The sequence below is a fragment of the Cobetia sp. MB87 genome (assembly GCF_011319755.1).
Taxonomy (GTDB): Bacteria; Pseudomonadota; Gammaproteobacteria; order Pseudomonadales; family Halomonadaceae; genus Cobetia.
Genome location: NZ_VFBC01000004.1, coordinates 148,189 through 168,087, shown reverse-complemented (window position 1 = coordinate 168,087; position 19,899 = coordinate 148,189). Strand labels below are relative to the sequence as shown.

Below are 19,899 nucleotides of genomic sequence, written 5' to 3'. Positions count from 1 at the left end.
TAGCCTGAGTTTCCCCAGGTTGTCCCCCACTATCGGGCAGATTCCCATGCATTACTCACCCGTCCGCCGCTCGACGCCTTCTAGCAAGCTAGAATCGTTTCCGCTCGACTTGCATGTGTTAAGCCTGCCGCCAGCGTTCAATCTGAGCCATGATCAAACTCTTCAGTTGAAAGCTTGATAGTCTGTTAAGCAGACCAAACTTGGTTCAGAGTCAAACTTCTCGTGAGAGGCTTGCTCCGATATTTGGTGACCTTGTCACCACTCATCGGCAAGCGCTCACACGAATTACCTGATCAAATTTTTAAAGAGCGTCGCTGTTAAGCGAGGAGGCATATTCTACTTGGAACGCTTGAGAAGTCAAGCACTTGATGATGAGTCAGTCGACTGCCTCTAAGCATCATCCAGCGGTGAGGAGCGCTGCTCGATCACCTGTTCCGTAAGGAGTGCGGCGTATTCTAGCGAATCGCCCGGGATTGTCAATCGATGATTTCGAAGCGGGCTTCAAAAACATCAAACAAAACAATCACCTGCAAACCTCTTTCACCGCTGGTAACGCCATGCGTCCCCGGCAGCGGATGCGTACTTTACGCACGAACCGCCGTGAGGGCAAGGGCTATTTGGCAGTAATGCCCAAAAGAGTGCAAAGCAGGCCCATGCGTTACCAATGCCATCAGAGCCAGACCTCAAAGGGCCCACATGGAGAGCCCTCTATACCGTCAGTTTTCCACGGGCGCTTCCAGCGCCACCCCATCAAGCGCACCTTCCAAACCCTCAACATGATTCTTCAAAAGCCTCCCTGCAAGACATGTGAGCCGCTGCATGCGCGACGGCATCGGCCAGCGCACTCTCTCGCCCCGCCGCCATCTGACAGACACTGCCCACAATGATGAGGCATGGGGTCGGCAGCAGATGCTTGGCCAGACGTGCCGCCATATTGCCCAAGGTGCCATGTAGAGTCTGCTGCTCGGGAAGGCTGGCATTGGCGACCAGCATCATCGGCCAGTCCGCCGGCAATCCATGACGCTGCAGCTCATCACAGATCACCTCGAGACGATTGAGCCCCATATAGAAGAGAAGCGTTTCATCGCGACGCGCCAGCTGCTGCCATTCAGGTTGCTCGCTCTTGCTGCAGAGCTGAGCGGTCACGAAACGCAGACGCTGTGCATGCGCCCTGTCCGTCAATGGCATCCCCAGGGCAGCGGCCGCACCGGAAGCTGCGGTGATACCCGGCACGATATGACGCGTGATGGCGGCATCATCGAGGGCCGCGAGCTCCTCCCCCATGCGCCCGAAGACACCGGGGTCACCGCCCTTGAGGCGCACGACTCGCATGCCCTCCCCCGCCAGGCGCACCATCAGCGCACCAATCTCGTCCTGCGGCACACTATGATTGCCGCAGGCCTTGCCGACGTAATAGCGCTCACAGTGAACCGGTAGCTGAGCGAGAATCTCATCGCCGACCAGGCGGTCATAGACCACCGCATCCGCGGCATTCAGCATTCGCCAAGCCTTGAGCGTCATCAGGTCCGGATCCCCCGGCCCCGCGCCCACCAGCGCGACCTGGCCCGGAAGAAACGCCTCCCAGGCGGGAGAAATCCCGTTGGCGTCGCTGCGCGCTGGCACATGCCGATTCTCGCCACGCCATTCGCGCCGCGACATCAGGCCATCGGTCAGTCGCGCCATGAGAATCCCGAGAGACTCTGTGCTGCTGGATACCGACATCAGGTCACGCCATTTCCAACGAATCAGTCCGCTCATCGGATCGCTCCTCTTCCACAAGACGTTTGAGTTCAGGCAGGCAGGAACCGCAGCGAGTGCCGCAGGCCAGGCGCGCGCCCAGGGCTTCCACGGAACAATCACCGGACTGGATGGCCTGGCGAATGGTCAGCTCGCCGACCTGATGACAGGCGCAGACCATAGTCCCGACATCCGCCTGTCCCGAGAGACGCCCCGCCAGCAGGCTGCGGCGTTCATGCGCGGAGAGCTGCTCTGATGCGAAGCACTCGCCCAGCCAGGCGATATTGGGCTGGCGATCGAGATGCGCGTCACCCGACATCACCTTCAACCACCAGACAAGGCGCCCATCACGAAAGCCCGCGGCGCTGATGCCACCCAGGGCGGCGTCCTGCGCCCAGAGCCCCGCCGGGACACCCAGATGGCTTTCGCACCAATGCGGCCAATCCGGCTGACCCTGACCTGCCAGCTGGTAGCGCACCAATGCCGATTGCGGAATACGCGCCCAGTAGCGCCCGTCGAGCTGGGCCACGGCATCTGCCAGATCCTCACGCTCAGCCAGGATGGAGGGGGCGATCAACAGAGTGGCCTGCCACTCGCACGGCAATGGCGCGACCTCGACCGCGCCATGCTTGGATTCCGGCTGACCGGAAAAGGGATCAACGAGCGCCGCCAGCAGCGCACCGACCCGGGCATGACTCGCGAAGTGGTCGCTCCAGTGCATCGGAATGAACACCTCCCCGCGACGCTGGCCACTGCTGATGCGCACGCGAGCCCGATAATCCCCACGTAGCCCGCCCTGCTCATCACGCCCCTTGAGTTGCGCGAGACCACCATCCTGCAAATCGCGAGCCGCGGCATCCTGCGGATGAAGCTCCACGAAAGGCTCGGCACGATGATTCATCAGGCGGGCACTGCGCGCGGTGCGCGTCATGGTGTGCCACTGATCACGAATGCGCCCGGTATTGAGGCGCAGCGGCGCCGCATCGCTCAGCGCCTGTTGCGGCAATTGGGGTACTACGGGCACCAGCCGTGCGCGACCATTGGGCGTATTGAAGGTGGCATCTTCGAACAGGCGCGGCGTGCCGACCAGCTCGCCCTTGTCCCCACGGCGTACCGGCCACTGGATCGGCTTGAGCGAGTCGTAGCCCGCGCGATCCAGCTCCGCCAGCGGCGCGATGTTGAACAGCCGCTTGACCGAGGAAGTCGCCGATGGCTTGCGACCGGCCTTGAGACGCGGCGCAGCATTGCGAAACCCCGAAAGACGAGCGTGCTCTCGAAAGATCGCGTGGGGCCCCGAGTAGTCGAAAGCCTCCTGAAAGCCCATGCGCTTGCCGACCTCCGCCAGCTGCCACCAGTCATGACGCGCTTCGCCCGGCGGAGTTAGCAGGCCCCGCTGGCGCGAGATGCAGCGCTCGGAGTTGGTGACGGTGCCATCCTTCTCGCTCCAGCTGCTGGCCGGCAGCACCACATCGGCGTAATCCAGGGTGTCACTGTCGGCCATGCACTCGGAGACGATCACCAGCGGGCAGGCCGCCAGCGCCGCACGCACTCGTGCGCTATCCGGGAGGCTCACCGCCGGGTTGGTCGCCATGATCCACAGTGCCTTGATCTCGCCGCGCCCCAGCGCCGCAAACAGCTCGACCGCCTTGTGACCAGGCCCCTCGGGCAGGTTCGGGGCCTGCCAGAATTCGCTGACCAGCGCCCGCGCGCCCGGCGTGTCGTAATCCATATGTGCCGCCAGCTGGTTGGCCAGCCCCCCGACCTCGCGACCGCCCATCGCATTGGGCTGCCCGGTGATGGAAAACGGCCCCGCCCCCGGTAACCCGATCTTTCCGCCCGCCAGATGGCAATTGATGATCGCGTTGCCCTTGTCGGTGCCGCTGGTCGATTGATTCACGCCCTGGGAAAACAGCGTGACCACATGCAGCTGGGTGGCGAACCAGTAATAGAAGGTCTCGAGACGCTCCACGTCGATATCGCAATCCCGCGCGATCGCCGCAAGCGAGCAGTCGTCACGCTTCGCCTGCTTGAGCGCTGCATCGAAGCCCTGGGTGTGGGCCTCCAGATAGAGACGGTCGGTGCGTCCGCGTTCGGCCATATAGGCCAGCAAGCCATTGAAGAGGCGCGCATCACTGCCGGGGCGAATGCCCAGGTACAGGTCCGCGATCTCGCAGCTATCGGTCAGGCGCGGGTCGATCACCACGATACGCAGCAGCGGATTGTCGATACGTGCCTGCTTGAGACGCTGGAACAACACCGGGTGATTCCAGGCCAGATTGCTGCCGACCAGCACCACCAGTTCGGCACGTTCGAGATCCTCATAGCTGCAAGGCACAGCGTCTGCCCCGAAGGCACGCTTGTGCGCCACGACGGCCGAGGCCATGCACAGCCGCGAATTGGTATCCAGGTGAGGCGTACCGATGAAGCCCTTGAACAGCTTGTTGGCGAGGTAATAGTCCTCGGTCAACAGCTGTCCCGACAGATAGGCGGCGATGCTGTCCCCACCATGGGCGCTGCGCAGCTCACCGAAGCGAGCGGCGATCAAATCCAGCGCCGTATCCCAGCTGACCTCTCGCAGCACACCTGCAGCATCACGTATCTGCGGATGTGTCAGGCGTCCGCTGGGTGACAGTGTCTCGGCAAGCGCAGAGCCCTTGACGCACAGACGTCCGTAATTGGCCGGGTGGTCGTCATCACCACTCAGAGACGCGATGCGCAGACCGTCCGGCGCCTGCTCAAGCTCGACAGCCACACCACATCCGACACCACAATATGGGCAAGTGGTGGTGGCACGACACGAGGTGGGGTCCGAGGTGTGCGGGGGACTCTTGATCTGCATCGATATCACTCCCTGGTGCTTGGAGCACGAAAACATTGGCCACGAAAAAGGCGCCTGACGACCGGACACGAATGTCGGTCATCAGGCGCCTTTGCCTGTTGTTGATAGCGGTCAGACCCTGAACGGGTCGCTGCGAGACATGACAGATATCGCCGCCATTGGCTGGATGAAGCGCTCCGAGTCCTCGTCGACTCGAACCCATATCCCTCGATCATGCCGCACAGGTATTGTCCTGAAGAAGGCAGATACCAGACCAACATCAACACTTCATCATGGATAACAGCGACTTGCGCTACACAGGCTCTGCAAGGTAATGAGAGAACCTGAGCCCCCTCGCTACCTGGCACCCTTTGATGCACCAGCCCTGTGCACCTCGAGAGATGTCTGCACCACACACTGCCGCCGAGGCACTCTCTCATGCCCCTTCCCCTCGTCAAGGTAGCTGCACTCAACTCTCGTCCTGCACACAAACCAATGAAAACAAGAGTTTTTTTATCAATCGGCATCAAATTCGCTGTTGTCTTGGCAGGTTGGGTCAATGACGACCCCGAATCGCAGGTCTCGCAGCGCATCACTCTGATGAGTGACATGCAGCAGCCAACGGTCCGCCAGACCTGCCGCAGTGCCGGGTAACAGCGACATCGTCACCTGATACTGCCACTCGCTATCCAATGCTTAGCCCTCATCTTCCAGGCAAAGGCGCCTGCTTGACGTCGTGATCATCACGGCGGCAAGCAGGCGCTTTTTTTATGCATCTTTTTCATGCGTCAGAACATCAGCGCAAGGAGGCAGCATGCACGCATCATCTCTCACCCGCGGGAATGCGCCAGGTTTGGTCATCATCGGCCATGGCATGGCGGCGCAGAAACTGCTGGAGCAGCTGGTCTCGCTGAGCCCTGATCAGCAACTGCCCTGGCCGGTCACGGTGATCGGCGAAGAGCCCAACCTGCCCTACAACCGCATTCAGCTCTCGCCGTTATTGGCGGGCGAGACACACGCCGATGACCTGATCAGCCAGCAGGCCGACTGGTTCTCGCGGCACGGCATCACACGGGTCAGCGGTGAACCTGTCTCCCAGATCGACCGCGCCGCCCGCTGTGTCGAGACCGCCAGCGGTGGCTGCATCCCCTATCAGCGGCTGGTGATCGCGACAGGCTCACGTCCGGCGCTGCCATTGCCACTCCCAGCTCATCAGCCACAGGCACTCGACACCAATGACTGGCCACCGGGGCTGATGGGCTTTCGCGATCTGAAGGATGTCGAGCGGATGCAGGCTGCCTGCCTCGCCGCCGATGACCAGGGCACTGGCGCGATAGTCATCGGCGGCGGGCTGCTCGGGCTCGAGGCCGCCGAGGGCCTGCGCAAGGGTGGCCTTGAGGTAACGCTGCTGCAGCGCAGCGAGCGCTTGATGAACCGTCAGCTGGATCAGGTCGCAGCCGGGCTGCTGGAGCAGGAACTTCGCGAGCGTGGCCTCGACATCATCACGGCCGCGCACCTCGAAGAGTGGCTCGAGACCCCGGAGGGCCGCATCGGCGGCGTACGCCTCAAGGATGGCCGCGAACTGCGCGCCGGACTGACCATCGCCGCCACCGGCATTCGCCCCGAGATCGAGCTTGCGCGTGCTGCGGGGCTGGCCTGCCAGCGCGCCATCCAGGTCGATGGCCACCTGCTCACGAGCGATCCGCACATTCATGCGCTGGGCGAATGCTGCGAGGTGGATGGCGAGACCTTCGGCCTGATCGAGCCCATCTGGGCGCAGATCGAAGTGCTCGCCCGCCAGCTTCTCGCGCAACCGACTTCGCCCTATCGCAATGCGCCACTGGCGACGCGCCTCAAGGTCAGCGGAATAGACCTCTATAGCTGCGGTGAGCTTGCCCCACTGCCGAATGATGAGGTGCTGGTCTATCAGGACCACGCCCTGGGCGACTACCGCCGACTGCTGCTGCGCGAGAAGCGCCTGGTCGGCGTGGTGCTCTACGGCGACGTCAGTGCCGGCAACGCCCTGTTCGATGCCCTCAAGGCCGGCACACTTCTGACCAGGATTCGCGAAGGCCTCCTGCTGATGCCGGCAGAAGCCCTGGCGGGACTGACGCAGGACGAACCACCGACGGCACCCGATGACCCCAGTGGCAAGTCAGGCACTCAAGACGCTTCTGGTAAGACCGACAAGATCGACACAACAGACAAGAACGACAACACCCCTGACACCTTCGAGGAGGCCGCATGAAACACCTGATCATCATCGGCAATGGCATGGTTGGCCATCACTGCGTCGAACAGCTGATCGCGCTGGGCGCCACCGCGCACTACCAGATTCATGTCTTCGGCGAAGAGCGCCACATCGCCTACGACCGCGTGCATCTCTCGGAGTATTTCACCGGGCGCGATGCTGAATCTCTCGCACTCGGCAGCGTGGAGGATTACGCCAGCGCCGGTATCACGCTGCACCTCGACGAATGCGTCACGGCGATCGATCGCGACGGCGGCCATGTCATCACTCCCCAAGGGCGCTATCCCTACGACAGCCTGGTGCTGGCCACCGGCTCCACGCCTTTCGTGCCGCCCATCCAGGGCCTTGGCGAGCCAGGCAGCGAAGCTGCCGCCAGCAATCGACTGGTCTACCGCACCCTGGAAGATCTCGACCAGATACGCGCCGCTGCCGACGGCAAGACGCGTGGCGTGGTGGTCGGTGGCGGCCTGCTGGGACTTGAGGCCGCCAACGCTCTCAAGTCACTCGGCCTGGAGGCGCATGTGGTCGAATTCGCGCCGCGCCTGATGCCGGTGCAGCTGGATGAGGATGGCGGCTTGGCACTCAAGCAACACATCACTGCGCTGGGGGTCGGCGTGCACCTAAATCGCGCCACCACCGACATCGTGCCCGGCGAGGAGTACCAGTGGCGGATGAATTTCTCCGACGGTGAGCATCTGGAAGCGGATCTGATCGTCTTCTCCGCCGGCATCCGTCCTCAGGATGCACTGGCACGCAGCGCCAGCCTCGAGATCGGCGAGCGCGGCGGCATCATCATCGATGACGAATGCCGCACCTCGGACCCGGAAATCTTTGCCATCGGCGAGTGCGCCCTATGGCAATCGCGCATCTTCGGGCTGGTCGCGCCCGGCTATCAGATGGCACGCGGCGTGGCGTCCCTGCTGGCCGCCAGCACTGGCGATGCCACAAGCGATGCGCAGGAGCGCTTCCGCTTCCAGGGCGCCGACATGTCCACCAAGCTCAAGCTGCTGGGGGTGGATGTCGGCTCCATCGGCGATGCCCACGGCAAGAGCGAGGGTGCGATCAGCTATCGCTACTGTGACGAGGCCGACGGTGTCTATCGCCGCCTTATCGTCTCACAGGATCGCAAGCAGGTACTGGGCGCGGTACTGATCGGTGACAACTCGCGCTACGACACCCTGCTGCAGTACGTCACCAATGGCATCGCGGCGCCCAAGGATCCGGCGGCACTCATCCTGCCGGATGCCAGTGGCGAAGCCATCACCCTGGGCGCGGATGCTCTGCCTGACAGCGCCACCCTGTGCTCCTGCCACAACGTCTCCAAGGGCGATGTCTGCAGCGCCATCGACGCCGGCAACAGCGATCTGGGCGCCATCAAGGCCTGCACCAAGGCCAGTACCGGCTGCGGGGGCTGTGCGGCGCTGCTCAAGAAGGTGGTGGATGCCGAGCTGGAAAGCCGTGGTGTCGAGGTCGATCGCTCGCTGTGCGAGCACTTCGCGCATACCCGTCAGGAGCTCTACTCACTGGTGCGCGTCGAAGGCATCCAGACCTTCGCCGAGCTGATGGCCAGCCACGGTCGCCATCCCGATGCCCTGGGCTGCGAGGTCTGCAAGCCGGCGGTGGGCTCGATTCTGGCCTCATGCTGGAACGCACCGATCACCGAGTCCTCGCACATTCCGCTGCAGGACACCAATGACACCTTCATGGCCAACATGCAGAAGAACGGCACCTATTCCGTGGTGCCACGCATTCCCGGCGGCGAGATCACACCGGACAAGCTGATCGCCATCGGCGAGATCGGCAAGCGCTACAACCTCTATACCAAGATCACCGGCGGCCAGCGTATCGACCTCTTCGGTGCCCAGCTGCATGAACTGCCGGACATCTGGAGCGAGCTGATTGCCGCCGGCTTCGAGACCGGCCACGCCTACGGCAAGTCCACCCGCACGGTGAAATCCTGCATCGGCAGCACCTGGTGTCGCTATGGCGTGCAGGACAGCATGGCAATGGCGCTGACGCTGGAAGACCGCTACAAGGGTCTGCGTTCCCCGCACAAGCTCAAGTTCGCCGTCTCCGGCTGTACCCGCGAATGCGCCGAGGCCCAGAGCAAGGATGTCGGCGTGATCGCCACCGAGAACGGCTGGAACCTCTATGTCTGCGGCAACGGCGGCATGCGTCCGCGTCATGCCGAGCTGTTCGCGACCGACCTGGATGACGAGAGCCTGATCCGCACCATCGACCGCTTCCTGATGTTCTACATTCGCACCGCCGACCGTCTGCAGCGCACCTCCGTCTGGCGCGAGGGTCTCGAAGGCGGGCTCGACTATCTGAAGGAGGTGATCCTCGAGGACAGTCTGGGGCTTGGCGAAACCCTAGAAGAGCAGATGCAGCAGGTGGTGGACCGCTATGAATGTGAATGGGCCAATGCGCTCAAGAGCCCCGAGAAGCTCAAACGCTTCCGCAATTACGTGAATGATCAGCGCCCGGACCCGGCCGTGGTCAACATCGTCGAACGCGACCAGATCCGCCCCGCCAGCCGCGATGAACTGGCCAGTAGCAATCTGATCACCAGCGACGGTGGTGCACGCGAAGCAGTGGCAGAACATCAGCCTCAGTCAACGACCCACCTGGCCACGGAGGTACGCTCATGACATCGCCTGCACCTGCCACGACACGGAACACTGCATCGCCCCACTCCGCCACGGCGACATCATCCCATCGCTGGGTGACACTCTGTCAGCGCGAGGACCTGGTGCCGGGCTCCGGCGTCGCCGCCTGGCTTGAGGCGAATGGTCAGGCCTGCCAGATCGCCCTGTTCACGCTACCGGCCACCGCCGATAGCGACGACCTCACGCTGTTCGCCATCGACCATCATGACCCGGTGTCAGGCGCCAACGTGATTGCCCGCGGCCTGCTGGGCGATCATGCCGGAGAGCCATTGGTGATCTCACCACTCTACAAGCAGCGCTATCGACTCAGTGATGGCCAATGCCTGGACGACGACACGCTCGCATTGACGGTGTGGCCTGTGCGTCTGGCTGGCGGCGAGGTACAGATACAGTGCTAGCGAGCGGGCGGACGATGCCTGCCAGCCACGCCCGCTATCCACACCCACAATCCACATAAGTTATTGATGACGTACGCATATGCTCGAAAAACGGCACATATTTGGTGCATAACCATGCTGCAACGCACCATGAATCGCCCAGCAGTGCGCACGCCACGACTCAGCTGACCGCCACTTGGCAGGCCAGGAACGGACAAAAACTCCTCAAGCTATTGTTTTTATTGAGAACATTGAAAACCTGGCATCGGGCATGCAATCTATACAGCGAGATGGCAAATGGCGGCTATCTCGCATGGCGTGCTCATTGCTGAGTCGAGGATCCGGGACCGGCGTATCCCCCTCGATATACAATGGCATTTAAGTCCACCCACTTGGGTGGACTTTTTTTATGCCTGACGTCATCGGCAAGCCATTGATTTACTTTGCTTGAGAGCAGTACGCGCCACCTGCACCTTCTTGCTGACCGCGCTTCTCATCCCTACCCTCGCCGCTCATTTTTCTTTTCGCTGCTGACGACGCGCGATCCAGCGTTGGCATTCACCGATGATGCCGCTGCGGAAGCTGAGCACACAGACCACGAAGATGGCGCCCAGTATCACGCTGACCCAATCCCCCAGCGCGGATTGCGCCAACTGATGCTGCAGCCCGATGACCAGTCCTGAGCCCACCAATGGCCCGAGTAGCGTGCCGACGCCGCCCAGCAATGTCATCAGGATCACCTCCCCCGACATGTGCCAGCTGGCATCGCCCAGCGAGGCGAGCTGGAACACCAGCGTCTTGGTCGCTCCCGCCAGCCCCGCCAGCCCCGCCGACAGCACGAAGGCGACCAGCTTGTAGGCATCGGTGTGATAGCCCAGCGAGATGGCACGCGGCTCGTTCTCGCGAATCGCCTTCAGCACCTGACCGAAGGGGGAATGCACCACACGGCGGATCAGGGCAAAGGCCGCCACGAAGATCGCGAACACGACGTAATAGAGCGTGTGGTTGTCCGCCAGATCGAACACGCCGAACAGCTCACCGCGCGGCACGCCATGCAGGCCATCTTCCCCATGGGTGAACGGCGCCTGGATGAAGAAGAAGAACATCATCTGTGCCAGGGCCAGCGTGATCATCGCGAAGTAGATGCCCTGCCGCCGGATGGCCAGCGCGCCGAACAGCGTGCCGAGCACCACGGCCCCCAAGGTGCCGGCCACGATGCCCAGCGCGGGACTCAGGCCCGGATACTCCGCGAGCAGAAAGCCGGTGATGTAGGCACCCGTGGCCAGGAAGGCGGCATGCCCGAAGGACAGTAGCCCCACGAAGCCGAGCAGCAGATTGAAGGCGCTCGCGAACAGCGCGAAGCACAGAATCTTCATCAGAAAGACGGGATAGGCGACCCAGGGCGCCAGCAACCCGAGCAGGAACAGCACGAGATACAGCACGCCCAGCGGGGTGATTCTGCGCGGCGCGCTGCCTGCACGCGCGGCCTGGTGGTCCTGTTGCAGTACGGCCATGTCAGGCCTCCTTTCCGAACAGCCCGGCGGGGCGAAGCATCAAGACCATCACCATCACCACGAAGATCACGGTATTGGCGGCCTCGGGATAGAACACCTTGGTCAGCCCCTCGATCAGCCCCATCGCGAGCCCGGTGAGGATGGCGCCGAGAATCGAGCCCATTCCGCCGATGACCACCACCGCGAACACCACGATCAGCAGGCTCGAGCCCATGGTCGGCGAGACGGGATACAGGGGCGCGGCCAGCACGCCGGCGAAGGCGGCCAGCGCCACACCCAGTCCGTAGGTCAGTGACACCATCAAGGGCACATTGATGCCGAAGGCCTGCACCAGCTCAGGATTCTCGGTTCCCGCGCGCAGATAGGCACCGAGACGCGTGCGCTCGATCAGGAACCAGACTCCGAAGCAGACCACCAGTGCCGCCACCAGCACCCAGGCGCGATAGGTGGGCAGGAACATGAAGCTCAGCTTGAAGCCGCCACTCAGCGCCTCGGGAATCGGGTAGCTCGACCCCGAGACACCGAACAGATTCACCAGCGTGCCCTCGAAGATCAGCGCTAGACCGAAGGTCAGCAGCAGGCCATAGAGGTGATCAAGATGCTGGATGCGGCGCAGCAGGAAGCGCTCGACAACAATGCCCAGCGCCCCCACCACCAGCGGCACCACGATCAGCGCCGTCCAGTAGTTGAGCCCCAGATACTGCGCCCCCAGCAGCGCCGCGAAGGCGCCCAGCATGTACTGGGCACCATGCGCGAAGTTGATGATGCGCAACAGACCGAAGATCACCGCCAGCCCCAGACTCAGCAATGCATAGAAGGCACCGTTGATCAGCCCCAGCATCAGCTGACCGAACAGCACCATCAGGGGTATTCCAAGAATCATCGTCATCCGCTCAGTCCTTTTCAGCGCCCACTTGCGTCAGCCGCTCGGCGCTGCCGATCATCTGACCGGCAGCGCCATGCCATACGTCTCAGCGACTCGACTGACGTTCGCCTTCAGCCCTTGACCAGCTCGCACTGGCTGTCCGCCAGCGGTCGGTAGGCCTCAGCGCCGGGAATGGTGCGGATCACGTCATAGACGTCCCACTCGCCTTGGGACTCGGTGGGCGTCTTGACCTTGACCAGGTACATGTCGTGCACCATGCGCCCATCGGCACGGATGGTGCCGTTGTTGGCGAACATGTCATTGACCGGCGTCTCGCCCATCTTCGCCCGCACGGTGGCGGTGTCATCGCTGCCGGTGGCCGCGACCGCATTCAGGTAATGCAGGGTGCTGGAGTAGATACCGGCCTGCACCATGGTCGGCATGCGCGCATTGCGCTCGTGATAGCGCTGGGACCAGGCACGCGTCTCGTCATTGAGGTCCCAGTACCAGCCGGTGGTGAGCTGCAGCCCCTGCGCGACCTCAAGCCCCAGGGCATGCACGTCGTTGAGGAAGATCAACAGCCCCGCCAGCGACTGCCCCGACTGCACCACGCCGAACTGACTCGCCGTGGTCAACGCATTGACGGTGTCCGCCCCGGCGTTGGCCAGCCCCACGATCTTGGCCCCGGAGCCCTGCGCCTGCAGGATGTAGGAGGAGAAATCACTGGTCGGGAACGGATGACGTACCTTGCCGACGATGGTGCCGCCGTTCTCGTTCACCACCTTTTCCACATCGCCTTCCAGGGCATGACCGAAGGCGTAATCCGCGGTCAAAAGGAACCAGCTGTCGCCGCCTTCATCGACGATCGCCTTGGCCGTGCCGTGCGCCAACGGATAGGTGTCGTATACCCAGTGGACATGATTGGGCGTGCAATGCTCATTGGTGATACTGGAAGCCGCCGAGCCGGAAACGATTCCCAGCGTGTCCTGTTCGGCGAGAATCCGCGTCACCGCGATGCTCACCGATGAGGCCACCAGGCCTGCGACCATGTCGACATTCTGCTGATCGATCCAGCCGCGTACCGTATTGGCACCGACATCGGCGCTGTTGCGGTCATCGGCACTCAATACCTCGATCGGCATGCCGTTGACGCTGCCACCGAAGTCCTCGACGGCCATCTTGAGCGCATCGAGGCCGCCGGGGCCGGCCAGGTCACGATAGGTGCCCGACATGTCGGCCAGATAGCCGATCTTGATCACGCCATCGCTGATATCGGCCTGCGCGATTCCCGCCGACAGCAGTGACCCCATCATGAGCGCGGACAGCGGCAACAGGCGCCGGCGTGTGGCCGCCGTGATGCGGCGTGACAACGGTGACGCGACAGGGGTGACGTTGGATGAAACGGTGGCGTTGGATGAAGCAGTGGCGTGCATGACATCTCCAGACCGGTTTCCCGGCAATATTGTGATTGTTGTGGCGAGACGTACGGACTTCAGATTGGCGAGTGCAAGGCTGTGCATGGCGGCCAGCCCTGTGCAGCTCAGCTCGAGCGGGAGCTCAGACCCCCAGTACCTTGTGCAGATATTCGTGGCGGGCCGGCAATTCGGCCGCGCTGATCTCTTCCAGAATGGTGCCGTGCTCCATCAGGTAATGACGGTCGGCCAGCGGTGCGGCAAAGCGGAAGTTCTGCTCCACCAGCACGATGGTCATGCCGCGCGCCTTCAGCATCATCAGCACTTCGGCCAGCTTCTGGTTGATGACCGGCGCCAGCCCCTCGGTGATCTCATCCAGCAGTAGCAGGTCTGCCCCGGTGCGCAGGATGCGCGCCAACGCCAGCATCTGCTGCTCGCCACCGGAGAGGCGCATGCCCTGACTGGTGCGCCGCTCATGCAGATTGGGGAACAGCGCATAGAGCTCATCCAGCGACATGCCCTGGCCTTGGCTCCGGCCCTGGTCATGTCCTGTGCTCTTGACCAGCGGTGGCAGCAGCAGATTCTCCTCGACGCTCAGGCTGGCGAAGATGCCACGCTCCTCGGGGCAGAAGCCGACACCGAGATGGGCGATGCGGTGCGGCGCCAGCTCCATGCTGTCCTGCCCCTTGATGAGGATCTCGCCGCTGCGCCGGCCGACCATATTCATGATCGCGCGTAGCGTACTGCTGCGACCGGCCCCGTTGCGCCCCAGCAAGGTCACCAGCTCGCCGCGCCGCACCGTCATGTTGACGCCATGCAGCACATGGGACTCGCCATACCAGGCGTTCAGCTCGCGCAGGCAGAGCTGCTCTTCCCCCAGCGGCGAGTCGGCCGCCGAGGCTTGCCTGTCCGTCGCCTGCTCCATAACCACCGTCATGAAACCTCCTTGTGCTCATCCGCCGTGGACTCGGGCGCTTCACTGCCCAGATACGCTTCACGCACCTCGGGGTTGGCCGACACGCTGGCGTAATCGCCTTCCGCCAGCACCCGGCCGCGCGCCAGCACGCTGATGCGATCGCACAGACGGCTGACCACGCTCAGGTTGTGCTCGACCATCAGCACCGTACGGCCCCGCGCCGCGACACGAATCAGCTCGACCACACGGTCCACATCCTCGGCGCCCATGCCCTGGGTCGGCTCGTCCAGCAGCATCAGCGTGGGCTCAAGCGCCAGCGTGGTCGCCAGCTCCAGCGCCCGCTTGCGGCCATAGGGCAGACTGGCGGTCACACGGTGGGCGTCATCGCGCAGCCCTACCTGCTCCAGCAGATGCAATGCCTGCTCGTTCAGGCTGTCGAGGCTGCGTTCCGGCTTCCAGAAATGAAACGAGGTGCCCTGCGGGCGTTGCAGGGCGACCCGCACGTTCTCGAGCACCGTCATCTGGGAAAACACCGCCGATATCTGGAAGGAGCGCACCAACCCAAGGCGCGCGATCTCATGCGACTTCATGCGAGTGATGGATTTGCCGCGATAGAGAATCTCGCCGCGGGTGGCCGGTAGAAAGCGCGTCAGCAGATTGAAGACTGTCGTCTTGCCGGCACCATTGGGGCCGATAAGGGCATGGATATGCCCTTCCTGCACCTGGAGATTGACGTCATCGACGGCCGTGAAACCCCGAAAATCCTTGCTCAAGCCACGCGTCTCGAGAATCGGGGCTGTCGCTGATGCGCCCCCGCTGGCACGCGGCCCCTGAATGGGCGGTGATGGCATGTCAGTACTCCGTCCTGACCGGCAAGCCGGTGGTCTGTGTCTTCCAAGAGACATGAGGGCTGTTCGTCAGCGTGGATGCCCGCAACATCGCGGTTCGTCATCGATACACAGCATCAACAGGCGCTATCCACAGGCCCTTGATATGCGCCATCGTTGCGACCGACGCAACTGACGTTAACGTAAACTAGAATAGCGAGAGGCGCGCTGCCAGCGGCAAGCGCGCTCACTCGACCAATAGCCGATATATCAGCGAGTTCTTTACAAAGTAGCTCTCCCGAGACATCTCGAGGCCGGCAGCTTCCCCCAGCAACCCGAGCCGAACAGTCGAGATGAGCGCTATTTCCGCCATAAAAAAGACGCCTGCCCGTCGCGGAATACCGCGCCGAAGAGGCGTCAACGAGGGTTGCCGAGATCATGACCTCTGGCCGGAGATCATGTACCTGACAAGAGACAACGGGTTTGGCCGGAGGCGGCTGGCCTCCGGCGGAAAGTCATGGCAGTTCGACTCAGGCTCACATCACACAGGTTCACATCGCGCAGACTCAATCCAGTCAGAGCCGGTGAACCTGTCAGTGGCCACTGGGCGCATCAGCATTCGATGGCGTTGACCGCGAGACCGCCCTTGGAGGTCTCCTTGTACTTGTCCTGCATGTCGCGGCCGGTGTCACGCATGGTGCGGATCGCCTTGTCCAGCGAGACGAAGTGATCGCCATCGCCACACATCGCCATCTGGGCGGCATTGATCGCCTTGACTGAGGCAATCGCATTGCGCTCGATGCAGGGAATCTGCACCAGGCCGCCGATCGGGTCACAGGTCAGTCCCAGATTGTGCTCCAGACCGATTTCCGCCGCGTTCTCGACCTGCTCCGGCGTCGCGCCCATCAGCTCGGCAAGCCCGGCGGCCGCCATAGCGCAGGCGGAACCCACCTCGCCCTGACAACCGACTTCCGCGCCGGAGATGGAGGCGTTCTTCTTGCACAGGATGCCCACCGAGGCTGCCGTGAGCAGGAAGTCGACCACGTCCTCCTCGCGAGCATCTTCCTGGAATTTCATGTAATAGCTGAGCACCGCCGGAATGATGCCGGCCGCGCCATTGGTCGGCGCCGTCACCATGCGACCACCGGCCGCGTTCTCTTCATTGACCGCCAGCGCGAACAGGTTGACCCAGTCCATCGCCGAGAAGGTCGAGGTGATGATCGACTTGCTGGATTCCACATCCAGCAGACGCGCATGCAGACGCTTGGCACGGCGCTTGACGTTGAGCCCGCCGGGCAGCACGCCTTCGTGCGTCAGGCCGTTGTCGATGCACTCGTTCATCACTTCCCAGATGCGCCATAGCCCACGTCGCACCTGGGTCTCACTGCGCAGCGCACACTCGTTGGCCATCATCAGCTCGCTGATGCGCATCTTGTGCATGCGACACAGCGCCAGCAATTCATTGGCGGTGTTGAATTCATACGGCAGACGCAGGCTTTCATCTTCCAGCAGCGGGTCACGCGCGGCCTCGACTTCGTCGACCACGAAACCGCCGCCCACCGAGTAATAGACATTGCGATACAGCTCATCGCGATGGCCGTAGGCTATCAGACGCATGGCATTGGGGTGATACGGCAGCGGCGCATCGTGCCACTGCATGTCACGTACCCACACGAAGGGCACCGCGATGCGGTTGTCGAGCAGCAGTGTCTGGGACTCCAGCAGCTCTTCGATGCAGGGATCGATGATCGCAGGGTCGATCGTTTCCGGCAGCTCGCCCATCAGGCCGAGAATGGTCGCCTTGTCGGTGCCGTGGCCCACGCCGGTGGCAGACAGCGAACCATGCAACTGCACCTCGATGCGCGCCACGCGCTCCAGCTGGTCACGCGAGCGCAGGGTCTCGACGAACTGCGCGGCAGCACGCATCGGGCCGACGGTGTGCGAGCTGGAGGGGCCGACACCGACCTTGAACAGATCAAATACACTGATGGACATGACAACACCTCATCTCGGAAACTCGCCGCGCCTGAGCGCCTGCCAGTGGATGAGGCAATGATGATGGATGGGGACGGGACGCGACAAACCATAAAAATTGGTCGTGGGTTTAGCCTGACTAAACTCTATGCATCAAAAACGGCGTAAACTATGCTCTTCACGCCACCTTGTGCCCTGATGCCTTTAGCTATCACCGCCATCTGCGTCTGGCCATCGCGGTTTCGCCCTCTATCTGCCTCCAGCGCTTGCATGAGACCTGCCCATGACGTCTTCCCTCGACAACTCGCCTGGCACTGGCCCCGTCGTGCCGCCGGCGGCGACCGGCACGCCCGCCACCACACCGAGCCTGCGCCACCTGAATGGTCAGACCCATGCCTGGCTGCAGGTCTTCGCCTGCGCCGCGCGCCACGGCTCCTTCACGCGTGCGGCGGAAGAACTGCACGTCACCACGGGCGCGGTGAGTCAGCAGATCAAGCAGCTGGAGGAGCGGCTGGGCTTCAAGCTGTTTCTGCGTCGTTCACGCGGACTCGAACTGACAGGGGAAGGCGCGCGACTGGCGCGCGTGGTGGAGCAGTCCTATAGCGCGGTGGGACTGGAGGTCAAACGGCTGCGCAGCGGCTTGATGAGCGGTGTACTCAGGCTGCGTTCGGTGCCGTCATTTCTCTCCAAATGGTTGGCGCCCCGGCTGCCGCGCCTGCAGGCACGCTTCCCGGATATCGAGCTGCACGTGCGCGCCGAAGACAGTGACTCGCCACTGCGCGAGGGCGATTTCGAGCTGGCGGTCGACCTCAACGATGGTCACTACCCGGGCATGCAGGTCACCGACCTGATGGAAGAGGAGATCTTCCCCGTCTGTCATCCCGGTCTGATGCGCGGCCGCCCACCGCTGCGCAGCGCAGAGGACCTCGCCTGGTATCCGCTGCTGCACGACATCACCGCCTGGCGCGGCAGTCACGATCACGCCGAGTGGGAATTCTATCTGGCCAGCATCGGCGCTCCCGAGATCAACGTTCAGCGTGGCTATACCTTCAACCGCAACCATCTGTCGATGGAAGCTGCCATCGCCGGCATGGGAGTCGCGATGGCAAGGCGCACGCTGATCACCGACGAGCTGTCCCGCGGCACGCTGATCGCGCCCTTCACGCAGCGGGTACTGACCGGCAAGCGCTACGTCATCGTCCACCCCCACGGCACCCTGGATGATGGCCGTATCCAGGCCGTGCATGACTGGATCGTCGAGGAGGCCGAGCGTGATCGGTTACGTCAGAACTGACGAACATTTCCGCTCGGCGCAACATCGATGCTGAAATGGAATCTCACAGTTTTCTTACCAGAATATTAACTGAGCACCTTTGCATCGTTATAATGAGCAGGCAAACAACACCCTCACCCTGACAGGCAGTCCATGGACTGTCCGGAGAGTCCCTTGTCTCGCCTGACTTCGCATACCCAGCACCATAACGCTGTCCCGCTCCCCATCAGCGCCGAACAACCGCTGTATGGGCGCAAGCCCACTTCGCTCTTCATGCAAGCCTGCCTGCGCCTGGCCATCTATGCGCCACTGGTAGCCGCGATGATGTCGCTGGTCATGCATGATGCCCACCACTTCGGTGATGTCGGCTTCAGCGAAGCCAGCTGGACAGAACACATGCAGAGCACTCTGCTGGCCTTGAGCGCAGCCACCATGTGGCTGGTACATTCACGCCTGCCGGACCTGCGTACCATCAGCCTGCTGCTGTTCGGCCTGTTCGCGGCGTCCCTGATCCGTGAACAGGATGCCCTGCTCGACGGCATGATCGGCGATGGCAGTTGGCAGTTCCTGGTCAGCGTGGTCGCGATCCCGGTCATCATCGGCGTATGGCGCAACCGCAGCCGCTTCATCGCCGAGTTCGAGCACTTCGGGCGCAGCTTCGCGTTCGGCCTGTTCGGCGCCGGCTTCCTCGCGACCTACGTCTTCTCACGACTCTATGGTCGCTCGGAATTCTGGGAAACCCTGATGGGGGACTCCTACCTGCGTTCGGTCAAGAATGCCGCCGAGGAAGTCACCGAACTGTTCGGCTACACCCTGATGGCCATCGCCGTGATCGAGATCGTGCTGCTGGCGATCCGCATGGGCCGCCAGCGCCGCGCCCTGCTGCGTGAGCTCAACGCCAACGACTGAGCCCGGCAGCAAAACCCTCTTGCCGAGCTGCATGCAAGACCTGTCGCACGACCGTCACTTCGCGCTGCCCCATGAAACAACGCGAAGTGACGTGACATGACATGAAGCACAGCACGAAGCGCAAGAGACAGACAGACCCGTGACTCTCCCGAAAGCCGCTGCTCACCAGAGCCGCGGCTTTTTTTCGTCTTTACTTTCAACAGTCTTCTCTCGACAGGCTTCGCGAGACAGCCGTCTCTCGATAGCCATTGCGCGAGACGCTGACAGGAAACGACTGGACATCAAATGAGAATGATTATATTTTACTAAGCAGTGGATACAATTCAACTATCGCCACTGCCACAGGAAAGCACCGAC

At 62.5% G+C, this 19,899-nt stretch carries 13 protein-coding genes and 1 rRNA gene; 5 read left to right on the top strand and 9 right to left on the bottom strand.

Translation table 11 applies throughout. The features are described 5' to 3' along the window. The 3 genes from CDPAHKCJ_RS03320 to CDPAHKCJ_RS03310 form a co-directional block, all read right to left on the bottom strand. Positions 1-169, bottom strand: a 16S ribosomal RNA gene (locus CDPAHKCJ_RS03320); the annotation flags it as partial. 602 nt (positions 170-771) lie between these two features. Beyond that, positions 772-1,758, bottom strand: coding sequence for a uroporphyrinogen-III C-methyltransferase (gene cobA, locus CDPAHKCJ_RS03315; RefSeq protein WP_240916638.1), 987 nt, complete (start codon positions 1,756-1,758; stop codon positions 772-774). Continuing rightward, complete coding sequence (locus tag CDPAHKCJ_RS03310; protein WP_166018691.1) at positions 1,727-4,576, bottom strand: nitrate reductase; 2,850 nt, start codon at positions 4,574-4,576, stop codon at positions 1,727-1,729. The genes cobA and CDPAHKCJ_RS03310 overlap by 32 nt, the downstream gene beginning before the upstream one ends. 793 nt (positions 4,577-5,369) lie before the next feature. Between CDPAHKCJ_RS03310 and CDPAHKCJ_RS03305 the strand changes: the two genes are divergently transcribed. From CDPAHKCJ_RS03305 to nirD, 3 genes are read left to right on the top strand one after another with little or no spacing between them, the layout of a single operon-like run. Next, positions 5,370-6,803, top strand: a complete 1,434-nt coding sequence (locus CDPAHKCJ_RS03305) for an FAD-dependent oxidoreductase (RefSeq protein WP_166018690.1) — start codon at positions 5,370-5,372, stop codon at positions 6,801-6,803. Further along, positions 6,800-9,457 carry a nitrite reductase large subunit NirB gene (gene nirB, locus CDPAHKCJ_RS03300; protein WP_166018689.1) on the top strand — a complete coding sequence of 886 codons (2,658 nt, stop codon included), beginning with the start codon at positions 6,800-6,802 and terminating at the stop codon, positions 9,455-9,457. The genes CDPAHKCJ_RS03305 and nirB overlap by 4 nt, the downstream gene beginning before the upstream one ends. Beyond that, the gene (gene nirD / locus CDPAHKCJ_RS03295) at positions 9,454-9,873 is read left to right on the top strand and encodes a nitrite reductase small subunit NirD (protein WP_166018688.1); all 420 of its coding nucleotides are present in this window, start codon (positions 9,454-9,456) and stop codon (positions 9,871-9,873) included. Before nirB ends, nirD begins: the two co-directional genes overlap by 4 nt. A 491-nt stretch (positions 9,874-10,364) precedes the next feature. On the opposite strand, the gene CDPAHKCJ_RS03290 is transcribed toward nirD, so the two are convergent. From CDPAHKCJ_RS03290 to CDPAHKCJ_RS03265, 6 genes are all read right to left on the bottom strand, one after another. Further along, complete coding sequence (locus tag CDPAHKCJ_RS03290; protein ID WP_166018687.1) at positions 10,365-11,366, bottom strand: branched-chain amino acid ABC transporter permease; 1,002 nt, start codon at positions 11,364-11,366, stop codon at positions 10,365-10,367. 1 nt (position 11,367) lies between these two features. Beyond that, positions 11,368-12,255, bottom strand: coding sequence for a branched-chain amino acid ABC transporter permease (locus CDPAHKCJ_RS03285; RefSeq protein ID WP_166018686.1), 888 nt, complete (start codon positions 12,253-12,255; stop codon positions 11,368-11,370). 107 nt (positions 12,256-12,362) lie between these two features. Then, the gene (locus tag CDPAHKCJ_RS03280) at positions 12,363-13,544 is read right to left on the bottom strand and encodes an ABC transporter substrate-binding protein (protein WP_166018701.1); all 1,182 of its coding nucleotides are present in this window, start codon (positions 13,542-13,544) and stop codon (positions 12,363-12,365) included. Positions 13,545-13,788: 244 nt separating this feature from the next. Continuing rightward, entirely contained in the window at positions 13,789-14,580 is a 792-nt protein-coding gene (locus CDPAHKCJ_RS03275) for an ABC transporter ATP-binding protein (protein WP_166018685.1), read from the bottom strand. Beyond that, positions 14,577-15,410 carry an ABC transporter ATP-binding protein gene (locus CDPAHKCJ_RS03270; RefSeq protein ID WP_052384708.1) on the bottom strand — a complete coding sequence of 278 codons (834 nt, stop codon included), beginning with the start codon at positions 15,408-15,410 and terminating at the stop codon, positions 14,577-14,579. Before CDPAHKCJ_RS03270 ends, CDPAHKCJ_RS03275 begins: the two co-directional genes overlap by 4 nt. A gap of 588 nt (positions 15,411-15,998) precedes the next feature. After that, the gene (locus CDPAHKCJ_RS03265) at positions 15,999-17,381 is read right to left on the bottom strand and encodes an L-serine ammonia-lyase (RefSeq protein ID WP_043334655.1); all 1,383 of its coding nucleotides are present in this window, start codon (positions 17,379-17,381) and stop codon (positions 15,999-16,001) included. Positions 17,382-17,643: 262 nt separating this feature from the next. Here CDPAHKCJ_RS03265 and CDPAHKCJ_RS03260 point away from each other — a divergent pair, with 262 nt between their 5' ends. Further along, on the top strand, positions 17,644-18,654 hold the full coding sequence (locus CDPAHKCJ_RS03260; RefSeq protein ID WP_166018684.1) for a LysR substrate-binding domain-containing protein: 1,011 nt from the start codon (positions 17,644-17,646) through the stop codon (positions 18,652-18,654). A 153-nt stretch (positions 18,655-18,807) separates the two neighbouring features. Further along, positions 18,808-19,542, top strand: a complete 735-nt coding sequence (locus tag CDPAHKCJ_RS03255; RefSeq protein ID WP_107335965.1) for a hypothetical protein — start codon at positions 18,808-18,810, stop codon at positions 19,540-19,542. Positions 19,543-19,899: the final 357 nt, after the last annotated feature.